Here is a 15,746-nt window from a genome sequence, read left to right as displayed (position 1 = left end):
TTTAATTTCCCTTGTTTTTTGTGTTTAAATAAACAACACTACAAATATATACCTGATTATCAATATCTAAAAGGGGATATCCGTGCATAAAAACGTAATTTTCCGTAACTTACATTTTCATTAACCTTCAAATAAAAAAACTGCCTTGCATAATTCATAGTCTTTAGATGTAATCTATTATATATAAAAGACAAAACCTCCTAGAACTTTATCTAGAAGGTTTGTTTTCCCCTTAAATCATCTGCTCATAATAATGAGTGACATGGCAAATTTACTTGCAAATTCAGTGCCAGAAAAGGGGATGTCCGCATCTAAAAATGTAACTTTCCGTAACTGTTATTTTTTATATAAAATAAAACCTCCTAGAGTTCTTCTAGGAGGTTTTACAATGAATATTAATTTAATTTTAGTGTTTAAGTGCGTAGCTCGCTCCTTTTCCTAAATCGGCTAAACTTTCTAATAAATTAACTAATACTTCATTTGCTTTTTTAAGTAACATTTTTCCCATTTTTCTAAATTTTTTAATTTCCCTTGTTTTTTGTGTTTAAATAAACAACACTACAAATATATACCTGATTATCAATATCTAAAAGGGGATATCCGTGCATAAAAACGTGATTTTCCGTAACTTACATTTTCATTAACCTTCAAATAAAAAAACTGCCTTGTATAATTCATAGTCTTTAGATGTAATCTATTATATATAAAAGACAAAACCTCTTAGAACTTTATCCAGAAGGTTTGTTTTCCCCTTAAATCATCTGCTCATAATAATGAGTGACATGGCAAATGTACTTGCAAATTCAGTGCCAGAAAAGGGGATGTCCGCATCTAAAAATGTAGCTTTCCGTAGCTAATATTATTCTCTTTATTCTATATCTATAAAATGACAAAACCTTCTAGACAGCTGTGCCAGAAGGTTTGTTTTCCCCTTAAATATCCGCTCATAAAAATGAGTGATGCAACAAATATAGTACTGGTTAACAAGTTTATAAAGGGGTTTTCCGCAGAAAAAAATGCGGTTTTCCGCAAAACAAATCCTTAATTGATTTTAAATCAAGTTTTTATAATACATAACAAACTTAACTTCTTCCATTATTACATACAGCTACTAAAAACAAAACCTTCTAGACAACTAAGTCAGAAGGTTTCTTTTTCCCCTTAAATTATCTACTCATAATAAATGAGTGACACGGCAAATGTACCTCGCAATAAAAACTCCTAAAAGGGGATTTCCGCATCTAGAAATGTAATTTTCCGTAGTTCTTTTTTACCCATAAAAAAACCTCCTAGATAAAGTTCTAAGAGGTTTTATATTTTTTATTGAATATATATTTAATGCTTAAGTGCGTAGCTGGCTCCTTTTCCTAACTCGGCTAATCCTGTTAATAAAGTTACCATTGCATTGCTTGCTTTTTTTACGAATATTTTCCCCATTATATACTACTTTGAATTTCCCTTTATTTTTGTGTTTAATTAAACAACACTGCAAATGTATATTGAAATACAAGTGTATAAAAGGGGTTTCCCGCACTTTAATATGTAGCTTTCCGTTACCTTAAATTTACTGCATAAAAAAACCTTCTAGTAGTATGAGAAACTAGAAGGTTTTGTTTTTCCCCTTAAAATATCCACTCATTAAATGAGTGATGCAACAAATGTAGTTTTCATTTACTTTTTAAAAAAGGGGATATCCGCAGAAAAAAATGTAGTTTTCCGCAAAATACATATTTAACGTTTTTTAAATCAATTAGTTATATATTAAAAAAGTAATTCTCCTTAATGTTATAATGTACTTCTACTAAAAACAAAACCTTCTAGACAGCTAAGTCAGAAGGTTTCTTTTTCCCCTTAATTTATCTACTCATAACAAATGAGTGACATGGCAAATGTACCTCGCAATAAAAACTCATAAAAGGGGAATTCCGCAGAAAAACATGTAATTTTCCGTAGTTTGTTTTTACCCATAAAAAAACCTCCTAGATAAAGTTCTAGGAGGTTTTTATTTATTATTGAATATTTTTTAATGCTTAAGTGCGTAGCTCGCTCCTTTTCCTAACTCGGCTAATCCTATTAATAAATTAACCATTACATTGTTTGCTTTTTTTACGAATATTTTCCCCATTATATACTACTTTGAATTTCCCTTTATTTTTGTGTTTAATAAAACAACACTGCAAATGTATATTGAAATTCAAGTGTACAAAAGGGGTTTCCCGCACTTTAAAATGTAACTTTCCGTTACCTTAAATTTACTGCATAAAAAAACCTTCTAGTAGTATGAGAAACTAGAAGGTTTTGTTTTTCCCCTTAAAATATCCGCTCATTAAATGAGTGATGCAACAAATGTAGTTTTCATTTACTTTTTAAAAAAGGGGATTTCCGCAGAAAAAAATGTAGTTTTCCGTAAAAAAAATATTTAACATTTTTTAAATCAATTAGTTAAACATTAAAGAATTTATTCTTATACTATGAAAACTTATTCCTTGTAGTATTTTAAAAGGAATATTTAATTATTAAGGAAAGTATTTTAACACAAAAAACCTTTTAACTAATATGCTAAAAGGTTTTTGATCTTTTCTCTTCTTTTCTAGAATTTCTCCCTTACAGTGTTAATTCTATTACAAAGGTATCTTTTACTTAAAAGTTACAAAAGGGGATTTCCGCAGTAAATAGTGTGATTTTCCGCAAAGGATTAGTCAAGTATCCCTAACTCCTTAGCTTTCAATACTAAATCTGTATTATTATTTGCATCTAAATCTGTACGTAGCTTGGCTAACTTACTTTCTATAGCTCTAATTTTAACAAGGTTTCCATCACTTTTAGTGATAATACCTTCCATATTAGATATTTTTGAATGCTTTGGTAATTCTTTTAAAATTTGAACAGCAACATCATCCATTTGAATTTCAATCAATGCTCTTTTTAATAATTTCTCATGAATTTCATGGGTATAATACACCTGATCTGCTAACATTTTTTGGATTGCGAAATTCAATTCGGTAGTATTACATTTTCCTTTTAAAATATAAGCTAACGGGTTTAAGTTACGCACTACATTATAAACTCTATTTGTTTCAGAGTGCCCAGTTATTACTCCTATTTTTATAGGTACATTTTCTTTTTGAAGTGCTTTAATTAAGTTTTCACCACCATCAATATTTGAGTTATCACTGGCATTATCAAAACTTAAGTCAGTAAAAAGTATTTGATACGGATCAGTATTTAAGTGAGATTTTACTAAGTTAAATGCTTCATCACAAGAATTGGTACTTGTAATTTCTAGACCATCAATATCTTTTAGATAGGAAAGAATTCCTTCTATAATTAGTTGATGATCATCAACAAAAAGTATTTTAATTTTTTCAGACATTTAAAGGTATTTGAATGTGTGTTTCGGTTCCAGCCCCTACAGTACTAGTAATTGATAGTGTTCCATTTAACTCTTCAACTCTTTCTTGTAAATTATGTAAACCGATCCCTTTTTTACTAACAGAGGTATCAAAACCTATACCGTTGTCAGTAACATCCAAAAATACATTTTTTTTATGTATTGAAAAAGCGATCGTAAATTTTGTTGCCTTGGCATGTTTTTTACTATTCTGTATGCTTTCTCTAATACTTAAATACAATAATCTTTTTATTGCACTATTAACTTGCGACCAATCTTGCTCATGCAACCCTTTTACTGTTATTTTAAAAGTAAGTTCAAAATAATCAGAAATTAAGTTTATTATTTGGTCTTTAAAGCCAACTTTTTTAAAGCTCACACTACTTAATTGATGTGATAGTTGACGTACATTTTCTTTAACCGCATCAAGCTTTTGAGCCTCTTCAAACAACTGTGATTTTTCTAATTTTCTATGTAGTAAACGTAAATCTCCTGCTACCTCATCATGCAATGATTTTGCAATTTGTTTACGCTCTTGCTCACGTGCTTGTGCTTTTTGTAACTGTGCTTGGTAAATTAATTTTCTACGTCTTAACACAAAAAATAAAATACTTAAACCCAAACTTAAAAAACCAGCAACTGCCACCAGCCAACCAATAACTTTTTGTTGTTTATGACGAACTATTTCTGTTTGTTTTTTATCATTTTCTATTTTTAAAAAACTATTTTCTTTTTCTTTTTTGGTTGTTTCATACCTAATTTTAGCAAATTGGTTTTTCTGCGTACGTTCTTTTTGTACCAAACTATCATTTAACTCTATATGCTCTTCTAAATATTCTGTAGCTTTTTTTCCAGTACTTAATTGAGAAAGTTCTTCTAAAGCATCTAACCAACGTTCATTATTGTGAGTTTCTTTTGCATATTTTAGTGCCTTATTTGCATGAAAACGTGCTTGTTTGAAGTTTTTTTTCTTTTTATAATACAAACAGATATTTATGTGAGTTGTACTTAACTCTCTATAATCTTTTAAACTATCTCTTATTTTTAAAACCTCTTCATACTGGCTCAATACATTTTTTTGTTTATCTAAAGAAAAATTACTGTATGCTAAATTTTCTAATAAAAACACATATTGCTCAGGGTACTTAATTTTAATACTATCAAAATCTAAGCCTTCTTTAAAATACTCTATTGCTTTTTTATGTTGATCTTGCTTTTGATATAATAATCCTAAATTATTAAAAACACGTAAATACCCTTTTTCTTTTATTAGTGAATCTTTATTTAGTTTACTTACCTCATATGCTTTATTATAATATTTTATAGCTTCCTTTTTTTGATTCAATTCTTCAGAAGCTAACCCTAAACTATTATATATACTTTCTAAAAAATTATACGCTTTTATAGGTTCTAAATATTCTAAAGCTTCTATAGAACTTATTTCACTTCCTAAAAAATCCTTTGCCCCTCTTTGTAATCCTGATATACCTAATAATCTACCACCAACTGCTATAGAGTCTTTCAATAGTTTTGAAATATTTTTAGATTTGTGATAATAGTAAAAAGCACTATCATTTGTATAAACAATTTTTTGATATAAGGCCTTAAAATGATAATACTTAGCTAATACTATAGAATCTTTATGCCTTTTATAAAAATTGAAAAGTTGTTTCGTAGATTTTTTTAAAATAAAAGTATCCTTGGCTCTATAAGCTTTAATTCCGATATCAATAATGGTCTTTCTTTGTTTATTATATAAAAGACTATCTTTCTCTTTTTGAGAAACAACCATGGTAGAAATAAAAAGAAATAAAAAGAAGAGACGCATACTTTATTTATAAAAGTTCCTAAAAGTAATATTTTTTTTACAAAACTATCTTAGTAAAATAAGTATTTATATTTAAAAAGGTTGTTCTCTATACAATACAGAACAACCTTTTAATTTTAATTGATATTATTATCAGAGTTTAGTTTCCTCCATCTCCATCTCCAGTAGTACCACTTCCTCCACCTGTATCAGTATCAGTACTTCCACCTCCATTGCTATCTAAAGTCGTTGCTCCTCCTCCAAATTGTATTGCTTGCTCTTCTAAAGTGTAATTGTTTTTCATCTTCCCTTTTGTTTAATGTTTAAATTTACGTTTTTTAAAAATAGTATTTTATCCTTTAAAACAAAAGGTTTTAAGAGTTTTTTAGCTTTTTAACAGGAAAGTTTTTTGATAAATGACTAAAATGTCATGAGTTTTTATAAAAAAGGTATAATCAGCTAGGAAATTAAAGGGATTTCTATAGTAGTTACTTACTTGAAGTTATAGCGAAAAATCTTCACTGTGAACGTAATACAATGGAGTGAAGTTGTCTGTTCATCTTGTACTCAAAATATAATTGCTAACTCTTATTAGAAAGATTGCTTCAGTCGTTACCTCCTTCACAATGACATTAACAATCGTCACTAAGAATGAAACGCAGTGAAATGAAGTAGTCTGTTCATCTTGTACTCAAAATATAACTGCCAACTCTTATTGGAGAGATTGCTTCGTCATACCTCCTCGTAATGACATTAATAATCGTCAATACGAATGAAATGCAATGGCGTGAAGTAATCTGTTCATCTTGTACTCAAAATATAATTGTTAACTCTTATTAGAGAGATTACTTCAGTTGTAACTTCCTCGTAATGACAGTCAAAATCGTCACTACGAATGAAACGCAGTGGAATGAAGTAGTCTGTTTATCTTGTACTCAAAATATAATTGTTAACTCTTATTGGAGAGATTGCTTCAGTCGTAACCTCCTTCGCAATGACAATCTAAATCGTCACTGCGAACATAATGCAATGGAGTGAAGTAGTCTGTTTGTTTTGTACTCAAAATATAATTGTTAACTCTTATTAGAGAGATTACTTCGTCGTACTTTCTCGCAATGACAGCTTGTTTATTATTTTATTGGAAGTTCAATTTCAATAGTAGTTCCTTCTCCTAATTTAGAGTTTACTTTAATAACTCCTTTTAATTTTTTTATTCTTGAGTTTATATTCTTCAATCCAATTCCTTTATTTTCTTTTTCTGAATCAAAACCAACTCCATTATCTTCAATTTTTATGTTCATATTGCCACCTTCTTGAACTATTTTTAGCTTTATAGTATTTGCTTTTGCGTGTTTAATACAATTTTGTATCACTTCTTGAAGAATTCGATGAATATTAATTTTTCCTTTTTCATCAATCTTTTTCCAATCAATCTCTGTTGAAATATCTACACTATATTCAAAACCTCCTATTTTACTTTTCTCTTCAAAAAGCTCTTTAATTAATAGTTTAAAATTATCTGATTGACTTATAGTATGGCTCAATTTATGTGAAACTTCTCTGATTTCTTTTTCTACATTTTGTAACTCATTTAAAAGATATTGGTGTTTATTTAACTCATCAATATCACCTTGAAGTTTTAAAAAACCTAAACTAAGTCGAGTTCCAAAAAGCTTACTTAAAACTCCATCGTGCAATTCTTGTGCAATTCTATCTCTTTCTAAATATCTAGTCTCAGCTTTTTGTAATTGTGTTTGGTATACTAATTTTCTTCTACGTAATACAAAAAACAAAGAACCTATACTTAGCCCCAACAAACTTATAAGTGTTAATAACCAACCAATTGTTTTTTGTTGCTTTTGATATGATATTTCTTCTTGACTTCTATTATTTTCAGACTTTAAGAGCGTATTTTCTTTTTCCCTTTTAACTGTTTGGTAATTAAATCTCGCAATTTTTTCTTGTAATTTATTAGTTACATCAATTAAACTATCTTTTAATTGTACGTATTTTTTAAAATAATATTTTGATTTAGAATATATATTTTGATTTAGAATTAATTCTAATTTTTGTAATTGAAGTTCCTTATTTTTACTTTTAAGCGCATATTCAAAAGCTTTAATAGCGTGTTTATTTGCTAAGTTCTTGTTCTTTTTATCAATATAGTACAGACTAATATTTGTGTGCGTAAAACATAAACCTTCATTGTTTTTTAATCTTTCTTTTATGTATACCGCTTCATTATATTTTTTAATAACACCTTCTTTTTTACCTAAAACATAATTACTGATAGCTATACCTTCTATTAAGTTAGCGTAAACTTGAGGTGCTTTCATTTTAATATTTTTAGTAGCTAACCCATATTTAAAATATTTTATTGCTTTTTCATGTCTATCATCATTTTGATAATAAACTCCTTGATCTAACCATAAGTTACCCCAAACTTCGTTACGTTTATTTTCACCTTTTTGTTTTGAGAATAGATATTCTTGAGAAAATGCCATAGCAGAAAACAGCATAGCACATAGGACTAATCGCATAATTTAAATAACAATTTTTGTTTAAAAGTAATGCTTTTTAAATTAATCTATGTTTAAACATGTTAGAGAGTTTTCTAGGAACTTTCATTCTAAAAAAGTGAAATGTCATGACGAATGAAACGTAGAGAAATGAAGTAGTCTCTTTATTCTCTGTTCAAAATTTAAACACTAACTCTAATTCGAGAGATTGCTTCAGTCGTAACCTCCTTCGCAATGACATTCAAAACCGTCACTACGAACATAATGTAATGGTGTGAAGTAGCCTGTTTATATTGTACTCAAAATATAATTGCTACTATTATTCGAGAGATTGCTTCGTCATACTTCCTCGCAATGACATTAACAATCGTCACTACGAATAAAACGCAGTGAAATGAAGTAGTCTGTTCATCTTGTACTCAAAATATAATTAACAACTATTATTAGAAAGATTGCTTCTTCGTGCCTTATCGCATTGACAGGAGTTTATTTAAACCCAATTGCTAACGCCATTTTATCTTCTAATTCTTGTAAATGATTTGAAGAAGTTTTAGAGTTCCATTCAAAGTGTTTTATAAACTCGTCTAGTACAAATTGCTTATAATTATCAACACTTGGTTTATCAAAAAACAAGCGTCCTGTACGTCGCATAAAAAAGTCGGTTGGTGTACACGTCATTTCATGCTGAATAGTAAACCAAACCTCCGCTTTTAATAATTGTTTTTCTGAGTTTTCTTCAGTTAACTCATCAAATTTATCTAAAATAATATCGGTTTGTTTTCCATAGTTATGTACTAAATAACTAGCGTCTTTCTCTGTTAAACCAAATGATTTTATACGTTTATATACCTGATTCGTGTAAATTTTTACAGACTTGTAATTTAAAAATGGTCCTCCTGATAAAATAAGGTCTTCTGTTTGTATGGGTTCAAATTCTTTTTCAAACCTACGGGTCATCTTTTTAGCTACTATATCTACAATACGTTCAGCCATTTTACGATACCCTGTTAATTTACCTCCAGCAATAGATATTAACTTCGTATCAGACACAAATATTTCATCTTTACGAGATAACTCTGACGCTGATTTTCCTTCTTCATGTATCAATGGTCGTAAACCTGCCCATGACGACTGAATATCTTCTAATGTAAGTGTTATATCTGGGAACATATTATTTACTGCTTCTATTAAATAGAGTGCATCAACAATACTAGTTTCTACGTTGTCTTTATCTTGTTGGTAATTGGTATCTGTGGTTCCAAAATAAGTTACTTTTCCTCTAGGAATAGCAAACATCATTCGTCCATCAGGAATATCAAAATACACCGATTGCTTTACAGGTAATTTTTCATGAGCTACTACTAAATGGACTCCTTTAGTTAAATGTAAACGTTTTCCAATTTTTGAATTGTTAATTTGACGTAGTTCATCTACCCAAGGTCCTGCTGCATTTACAACATACTTCGCTTTAATATTAAAACTTTTATCAGTTAAAACATCAGTAACTTTAGCTCCAACTACACGTTTATTTTCATAAATAAACTCATCAGCTTGCACATAGTTTAAAATTTGCGCGTCATATTGACTAGCAGTTTTTAATATTTCAATCGTTAAACGAGCATCATCAGTTCTATATTCTGCATAAAACCCAGCACCATTTAAAATACTATCTGGCAATAATGGCTCTTTTTCAAGCGCCTCTTCTTTGTCTAACATTTTACGTTTATCATCACCTTCAACTGATGCTAATACGTCGTATATTTTTAGCCCTATAGATGTTAACCATGATCCATAAGTTCCTCCTTCAATAAGTGGTAAAATCATTTTCTCAGGAATTACCAAATGAGGAGCTAGCTTATGTACTATTGCTCGCTCTGTACCTACTTCTTTAACTAGCCAGAAATCAAATTGTTTTAAATATCGTAAGCCACCATGAATTAGTTTAGTTGACTTACTACTTGTTCCAGAAGCAAAATCATTTTTTTCTACTAAAGCAACTTTCATTCCTCTTGATGCTGCATCTAAAGCAATTCCAGCTCCTGTAATTCCACCACCAATAATTAACATATCAAACTCTGTGGTTTCAAGTTCTTGTTGAATATTTGTACGGTTAAAAAACGAAAAATTGTTCATAGTAGAAAGGTGTTTTCCAACAAAAATAAGAATAAAAAAGAGTTGTTAAGCTATAAAAAAAGAGCCGAAAAATTTTCAGCTCTTTTTATAGTCCCCCCGGACTAAAATCAATAATTATTTATTGATTAATTTTTTGCCAATTTTGGTCAGCTTTCTTTTGAAGTTCTTCTGGGTTTTCTTTTAACCACAACTTCAATGTATTTGTTCCCCATGAATTGTAAAAAAGGTATAATTTACCATTTCTAATTTCAAAAGTTTTAGGATTTATAGATACTTTTTCTCCATTTTTACCTATTGCATAAGCACAGTATCCACCATATTGAGGAATGTATTTTTGAGGCTCTTTTTTAAAAGCTTTTAAGTTTTTTTCAGAAGAAAATCTAAAAGTAACATTATCGTGTTTTGCTGTTATTTTTTTACTTCCTTTCAAAGCAGTATTATTAAAATAAGCAACAACATCGTACCCATTTGCTACTGCTCCTTTTTTTAAATTGTAATTGTTTTGTGCACCAACAAAAGATGTTACAAAAAATAAAACGTAGATTAATTTATTCATGCTCTACTTGTTAATGTGTTTTATTTCTTCCCAGTTTTTATCTCCTTTTGATTGTAGTTTTTTAGTATCACCTTCTTGCCAATCTTCTAATTTATTAGATAACCAAGAACTGTAAAACAAGTACAACTTACCATCTCTAACTTCATAAGCTTCAGCATCAATATACATCTTTGTTTTTTTTGCCGCTATAGCATATGCACAATATCCTCCGTATTGAGGAATATATTGAGTTGGATTTTTTTCAAATAAATTTTTATTTTTTTCAGATGAGAATTTAAACTTTACTCCATCGTACGTTGTTTGATGTTTTGATTTTCCTTTTTTAGGTTTTGCATTTATAAAATACGAAACAACATCATAACCTTCAGCTATGTAGCCCTTTTTAGTATTATAATCTGTTGTTTGTGCGAAAAGTGATGCAGAAAACATCACTATTAGAAGAGTATATATGTTTTTCATAAAGAGAGAGTCGATAAAAAGTAAGAGTACTTACATTTTTTAATTAAAATTTATAGAATAGTTATTTAACGACGTTTGTTTCTTGTTTTTTTTTCTTTGATTTTCACAAAAATTAATTTGTGTCTTCCTTTTGGACTTTCTCTTTGTTCAATTTCAAATTTATCAATTGACTTTATTAAAGGAGTAAGCTTATCAAAACCAAAATTTCTTGAATCAAAATTAGGTTGTTTCTTTTGCAATAAACTACCTACATCACCTAAAAAAGCCCAACCATCATCATCAGATACATCAGCTATCGTTGTGCTTATTAATTCAATTTCTTTTCTAGTAATTTTATCAACATTATATTTTGTTGATTCTTCCTTACCAGCTTCTATATTTTGTATAGCAGTTTTACTTTTTAATATTTCTATATAAATAAACCTATCACAAGCTACAATAAACGGATTCGGGGTTTTCTTTTCACCTATACCAATTACTTGCATTCCAGCCTCTCTTAACCTAGTAGCTAATCTTGTAAAATCACTATCACTTGATACCAAACAAAAACCATTTACTTTTTCAGAATAAAGAATATCCATTGCATCAATTATCATTGCTGAATCTGTTGCATTTTTACCAGTAGTATACCCATATTGCTGAATAGGTGTTATCGCATTTTCTAGTAATAAGTTTTTCCACTTTGATAAATTTGGCTTTGTCCAATCTCCATAAATTCTTTTGATAGTAGGATTACCATATTTAGCAATTTCTTCCATCATTTCTTTTACATAAGCTGAAGGAATATTATCACCATCAATAAGTACTGCTAAATTTGAGTTTACATCCATATAATGAACTTTTTACAAGCTTTTTTTACTAGGGAAAGATATTTAAAAACAGGATAAAAAACAAGTAAATTATAATACGAGTAAATTACAACCTCGTATATCAGAATTATCAAATCGACCAATAATTTCAAAACTATTATCAGTATGTACTTTTCCTAAATCTTGTGTTGCTATAAATGAACAAGAATTGTAATTTGCTAAATCAATTACGTTAATTCCTCCTGACTTTTCTTTTGGTAAAATAGTTAATGCATCTTCTGTATCTCTAGTCAATAGACGCATCCAGGGAGGGCAATTAAAAACTCCTTTACCGTTGGAATATCCTTGACTTAATAATTCAGTCATTCCATATTCAGAATGAATATTTTCAACACCAAATCCGTTACCTAATATTTGATGCAACTCTTCACGTATTAATTCTTTTCTTCTACCTTTCATTCCTCCAGTTTCCATAACTATGGTATTTTGAAGATTGAATTGATATTTTTCAATTAAATCTAGTAAAGCAAAAGAAACTCCTATAAGTAGTACTTTTTGACCTTGTTTATCTAATTTGATAAGTTTTTCAGCCAATTCAGATAAATTATTCAAATAAAAACCACTTTCAGAATTTTCAGAACGCTTAATTAAATCGTCAACCATATATACTAAAGAAGAGCCTTTTCGTTCTAAATAATTAGGAAGCAATGCTAAAACAACATACTCTTGAATATTGCCATAAAAATGTTTAAAACCTTTTAAATAACTAGTTTCATACCATGATAAATCTGTTACATGGTGCTTACTTGTAGAAGTCCCTGTGGTTCCTGAGCTTGTAAAAACTTCTTGAACCTCGTCATTTGATGAAACTACTTGCTTATCTTTAAAAAATTGTATTGGTAAAAATGGAATTTTATCAATAGTATCAACATCTGATGGATGTATATATAATAAATCGCAAAAAGAACGATATATCTTATTATTTTTAAACTGATGCTTAAAAACGGATAACGCTACTTCGTTAAACTCTTTTTCTGACTGTATATTAAAAACCTTGTTTCGCATAATTTTTACAAAAATAAGAGTATTCTACGCAACCTTTTAAGTTTTTCTGCATCTTGTATAAAAGACAACGTATGGGAACCATGATTTATACCAAAATAAGTTCGCTTTTTACAAGAACCATATCTAAAAAGCCAAAAAAAGAAAAGTTAATAACTATTGCATCTAAAAGAATAGTCAACAACATAAATTCTTTAAAAAAAGGAATTTTAATTAAAGAAAAAAGCTTTAATGATTGGACTCTTTATAATAGGGATATTAAAGGCTTTATTTATGAAGATGGTTATGAATATGAATTAATAGTTTCTGAAAATGATATAGAAAAAACGTTTTCCCTAGTTAGAGTACTAACAAAAACAAAGAAACTTTCTGAAAACTTACCTTGCTAACAAACAAAATATTATGAAAACTAAAATGAACAGACTACTAACCTTTATTTGTATTTTAACTGCTTTTATTAGCTTATTACTTATTGGGTGTAATAATAATGATATTCCTTTTGATTCTAATAATTTATTAAAAGGTGTTTGGGCTAAAGCTAAACATAATGGAGAAACAATAACTTTTAAACGTGTTAAATCATTACCAGAAAAAGAGTATGGTGTTGCATTTAATGATGCTAATATTTTTATACAGAAAACTTCAGGATTTTGTGGTACTCCTCCTTTAACTTTTTATGATGATAAAGGTACTTATAATGCTGACAAAGTATTAATAAAAGTGCAATTAGATAATTTTTCTGGAAATTTTAATTGGGAAATTGTTTCTTTAACTGAGAAAGAGTTAGTTGTAAAAACTGCCTTAACAGAAAGAGAAAAAGAACATCAGGAATTACTGAAAATGTATAGCATATTTCATACTATAGCTACAAGTAAAACTTGTGAAAATTCAAATGATTGGACATATACTAATTATGGAAGCAAAGCTTGTGGGGGACCACAAGGTTATATTGCTTATTCTAAAAAAATTGATGTCTCAGGGTTTTTAAAAAAGGTAGAAAATTACACAAAAGCTGAAGATGTTTATAATAAAAAGTGGGGAATTGTTTCTACTTGCGACATTCCTCCAAAACCTACTAATATAGAGTGTGATAATGGAGTAGCAGTGTTAAAATATTAGTATTTTTAAAAAAATATTTAGCACATTAATTTAAAAGAAATCATAGCGCAATGTTGCCAGCAAAATATTAAGGCACAAGCAAAGGTTTATCAACTTTTTTCTGATAAGCTCTTTGGACTTTGCTTAAAGTATTCTAGAAATTATGAAGATGCACAGGATACTTTACAAGATAGCTTTTTAACTATTTTTAAAAAAATTAAACAATATAATAACATAGGTTCTTTTGAAGGTTGGATGAAACGTATAGCTATAAATACTGCTCTTCAAAAATATAGAGAGAAATCTCCTTTACAAATAGTAAAAGAAGAATCTATAGAAGATATTGAAGAAGTTGAATACGATGATTCTATAATAAGTGTCTCTTTTTTATTAGAAACAATTCAAAAATTACCAGACAGGTATAGGCTGATATTCAACCTATACGTTTTAGATAAATTTTCACATAAAGAAATAGCCAAAATGCTACAAATTTCTGAAGGAACATCTAAGTCAAATTTATCAAGAGCAAGATTATTATTAAAAAGAAAAATTGAAGTTTATCAAAAAATGCAACAGGAAGCATAAATGAATGATAGAAAGAACATAGACAGATTATTTGAAGAAAAGCTTAATGGATTTGAAGCTTCACCTAAGCCTGAAATGTGGGATGATATTGAGGCTAAGCTTAAAAAGAAAAAACGAAGAGTTTTACCTATGTGGTGGTTGTATAGTGGTATTACGGCTGTTTTTATATTAGGTTTTGTTTTATATCCTTTTTTTAAAAGTACTATTCCTTTAGAACCGGTTATTAACCCAACTGAAAACATTGTTAAAACTCCTGATGATTTTAATAATCATAAAAAAGAAATAGATACTGATATACCTTTAATAACAGAGAATAGTAACAATAGTATAAAAGAAAAAAACACAATAATAGCAGAAAAGAAAACTATAAATGTTTCATCAAAAAAAAGAGCTACAAATAACAAATTAATTGCACGTAAAAAGATAGTATCTGGTAAAATAGTTGAAGGGGTTTTATCGGGTAAAAAAAGAGCTATGGAAAAGATTATTATTGAAAAAAAGAAAAAAGAAAAAAATGTAGTTAAAAAAGATACTCTAAAAAAACTGTTTACAAAAAAAGACTTTCTTGCTGAAATAAGTAAAAAAGATAGTGTGTTAACTATCAAAACAAATAAGGATAAATGGTCTGTATCTCCTGTTTTTGCGTTAACTCATGCTAACTCTCTTACGCAAAGCTCAGCTTTAGATAAAAGTTTAACCTCAGCTAGTTTAACAGGTGATAACAATATTTCTTATGGTATAAGAGTAGCCTATCAACTAAATAATAAATGGTCTATACAATCAGGGTTATTTACACAAAAAGTTGGTTTTACAAATAAAAACTTGTCGGTTATGGCAAATGTAAGAGGAGCTGGTTTAGAAAGTGTAGAACTAACATCTAGCCCCTTACTTATTTTAAGTCAATCTAATAACACAACTGATGTTAACACATTAAGTAGCGCGAGTATCGTTACTAGTGAAGCATCTTTAAACCAAACATATAGTTATATTGAAGTTCCTATTGAACTAAAGTACGCTGTCTTAAAAACTTCAAAATTTAACACCAAAATAGTTACTGGCTTTAGCTCATTATTTTTAAATCAAAATGAAGTTTCAGTAACATCAGAAAGAATATCACAAACCATTGGGAAAGCTTCTAATTTAAACACACTCAATTTTAGTGGGAATTTAGGACTCGATCTCGAATATTCAATTAATAAAAAAATAAAATTCGTTGTAAATCCAATGTTTAAAATACACTTAAACACTTTTTCAAAAAACTCAAACGGATTTAAACCATACACACTTGGTGTATACTCAGGAATTAGTTATCAATTTTAAAATTTAT

The 15,746-nt window shown here is 28.7% G+C and carries 13 protein-coding genes; 4 read left to right on the top strand and 9 right to left on the bottom strand.

Features of this window, described 5'->3' with window-relative positions; all coding sequences use genetic code 11:
* Nucleotides 1-2,695: 2,695 nt before the first annotated feature.
* The 9 genes from ACKTTQ_RS04885 to ACKTTQ_RS04845 all read right to left on the bottom strand — a co-directional run bounded on the left by ACKTTQ_RS04885 (nucleotide 2,696) and on the right by ACKTTQ_RS04845 (nucleotide 12,739).
* Nucleotides 2,696-3,373 (bottom strand): response regulator, encoded by a 678-nt coding sequence (locus tag ACKTTQ_RS04885; protein WP_113786338.1) that lies wholly within the window; start codon nucleotides 3,371-3,373, stop codon nucleotides 2,696-2,698.
* Entirely contained in the window at nucleotides 3,366-5,219 is a 1,854-nt protein-coding gene (locus ACKTTQ_RS04880; protein WP_408048548.1) for a tetratricopeptide repeat-containing sensor histidine kinase, read from the bottom strand. Before ACKTTQ_RS04880 ends, ACKTTQ_RS04885 begins: the two co-directional genes overlap by 8 nt.
* A gap of 139 nt (nucleotides 5,220-5,358) precedes the next feature.
* Nucleotides 5,359-5,502 (bottom strand): hypothetical protein, encoded by a 144-nt coding sequence (locus ACKTTQ_RS04875; RefSeq protein ID WP_408048547.1) that lies wholly within the window; start codon nucleotides 5,500-5,502, stop codon nucleotides 5,359-5,361.
* Between the two features lie 826 nt (nucleotides 5,503-6,328).
* Nucleotides 6,329-7,738, bottom strand: a complete 1,410-nt coding sequence (locus ACKTTQ_RS04870; RefSeq protein WP_408048546.1) for a sensor histidine kinase — start codon at nucleotides 7,736-7,738, stop codon at nucleotides 6,329-6,331.
* Between the two features lie 465 nt (nucleotides 7,739-8,203).
* A complete protein-coding gene (locus tag ACKTTQ_RS04865; RefSeq protein WP_093869477.1) occupies nucleotides 8,204-9,850 on the bottom strand; it encodes a glycerol-3-phosphate dehydrogenase/oxidase in 1,647 nt (548 codons plus the stop codon).
* A gap of 118 nt (nucleotides 9,851-9,968) precedes the next feature.
* Complete coding sequence (locus ACKTTQ_RS04860) at nucleotides 9,969-10,406, bottom strand: YHS domain-containing (seleno)protein (RefSeq protein WP_093869478.1); 438 nt, start codon at nucleotides 10,404-10,406, stop codon at nucleotides 9,969-9,971.
* A 3-nt stretch (nucleotides 10,407-10,409) separates the two neighbouring features.
* Nucleotides 10,410-10,865, bottom strand: a complete 456-nt coding sequence (locus ACKTTQ_RS04855; protein ID WP_093869479.1) for a YHS domain-containing (seleno)protein — start codon at nucleotides 10,863-10,865, stop codon at nucleotides 10,410-10,412.
* Nucleotides 10,866-10,930: 65 nt separating this feature from the next.
* Complete coding sequence (locus ACKTTQ_RS04850) at nucleotides 10,931-11,695, bottom strand: NYN domain-containing protein (RefSeq protein WP_408048545.1); 765 nt, start codon at nucleotides 11,693-11,695, stop codon at nucleotides 10,931-10,933.
* Between the two features lie 69 nt (nucleotides 11,696-11,764).
* Nucleotides 11,765-12,739, bottom strand: a complete 975-nt coding sequence (locus ACKTTQ_RS04845; protein ID WP_408048544.1) for a LuxE/PaaK family acyltransferase — start codon at nucleotides 12,737-12,739, stop codon at nucleotides 11,765-11,767.
* A gap of 71 nt (nucleotides 12,740-12,810) precedes the next feature.
* Here ACKTTQ_RS04845 and ACKTTQ_RS04840 point away from each other — a divergent pair, with 71 nt between their 5' ends.
* From ACKTTQ_RS04840 to ACKTTQ_RS04825, 4 genes are read left to right on the top strand one after another with little or no spacing between them, the layout of a single operon-like run.
* Complete coding sequence (locus ACKTTQ_RS04840; protein ID WP_093869482.1) at nucleotides 12,811-13,125, top strand: DUF4377 domain-containing protein; 315 nt, start codon at nucleotides 12,811-12,813, stop codon at nucleotides 13,123-13,125.
* A 13-nt stretch (nucleotides 13,126-13,138) separates the two neighbouring features.
* On the top strand, nucleotides 13,139-13,855 hold the full coding sequence (locus ACKTTQ_RS04835) for a hypothetical protein (protein ID WP_408048543.1): 717 nt from the start codon (nucleotides 13,139-13,141) through the stop codon (nucleotides 13,853-13,855).
* Between the two features lie 24 nt (nucleotides 13,856-13,879).
* Nucleotides 13,880-14,419, top strand: a complete 540-nt coding sequence (locus ACKTTQ_RS04830; RefSeq protein ID WP_408048586.1) for an RNA polymerase sigma factor — start codon at nucleotides 13,880-13,882, stop codon at nucleotides 14,417-14,419.
* Nucleotides 14,420-15,739 carry an outer membrane beta-barrel protein gene (locus ACKTTQ_RS04825; protein WP_408048542.1) on the top strand — a complete coding sequence of 440 codons (1,320 nt, stop codon included), beginning with the start codon at nucleotides 14,420-14,422 and terminating at the stop codon, nucleotides 15,737-15,739.
* Nucleotides 15,740-15,746 lie beyond the last annotated feature (7 nt).

Origin of the sequence: Tenacibaculum halocynthiae, assembly GCF_964512825.1 — a bacterium.
In the GTDB taxonomy this organism is placed as follows: Bacteria; Bacteroidota; Bacteroidia; order Flavobacteriales; family Flavobacteriaceae; genus Polaribacter; species Polaribacter halocynthiae.
The sequence above is the reverse complement of the archived record's forward strand: the minus strand, read 5'-3'. Positions and strand labels throughout refer to the sequence as shown.

Excerpts from the sequence above, each read along its gene's own strand:
- ACKTTQ_RS04885 (WP_113786338.1), bottom strand. The coding sequence starts at position 3,373 with ATGTCTGAAAAAATTAAAATACTTTTTGTTGATGATCATCAACTAATT.
- ACKTTQ_RS04880 (WP_408048548.1), bottom strand. The coding sequence starts at position 5,219 with ATGCGTCTCTTCTTTTTATTTCTTTTTATTTCTACCATGGTTGTTTCT.
- ACKTTQ_RS04875 (WP_408048547.1), bottom strand. The coding sequence starts at position 5,502 with ATGAAAAACAATTACACTTTAGAAGAGCAAGCAATACAATTTGGAGGA.
- ACKTTQ_RS04870 (WP_408048546.1), bottom strand. The coding sequence starts at position 7,738 with ATGCGATTAGTCCTATGTGCTATGCTGTTTTCTGCTATGGCATTTTCT.
- ACKTTQ_RS04865 (WP_093869477.1), bottom strand. The coding sequence starts at position 9,850 with ATGAACAATTTTTCGTTTTTTAACCGTACAAATATTCAACAAGAACTT.
- ACKTTQ_RS04860 (WP_093869478.1), bottom strand. The coding sequence starts at position 10,406 with ATGAATAAATTAATCTACGTTTTATTTTTTGTAACATCTTTTGTTGGT.
- ACKTTQ_RS04855 (WP_093869479.1), bottom strand. The coding sequence starts at position 10,865 with ATGAAAAACATATATACTCTTCTAATAGTGATGTTTTCTGCATCACTT.
- ACKTTQ_RS04850 (WP_408048545.1), bottom strand. The coding sequence starts at position 11,695 with ATGGATGTAAACTCAAATTTAGCAGTACTTATTGATGGTGATAATATT.
- ACKTTQ_RS04845 (WP_408048544.1), bottom strand. The coding sequence starts at position 12,739 with ATGCGAAACAAGGTTTTTAATATACAGTCAGAAAAAGAGTTTAACGAA.
- ACKTTQ_RS04840 (WP_093869482.1), top strand. The coding sequence starts at position 12,811 with ATGGGAACCATGATTTATACCAAAATAAGTTCGCTTTTTACAAGAACC.
- ACKTTQ_RS04835 (WP_408048543.1), top strand. The coding sequence starts at position 13,139 with ATGAAAACTAAAATGAACAGACTACTAACCTTTATTTGTATTTTAACT.
- ACKTTQ_RS04825 (WP_408048542.1), top strand. The coding sequence starts at position 14,420 with ATGAATGATAGAAAGAACATAGACAGATTATTTGAAGAAAAGCTTAAT.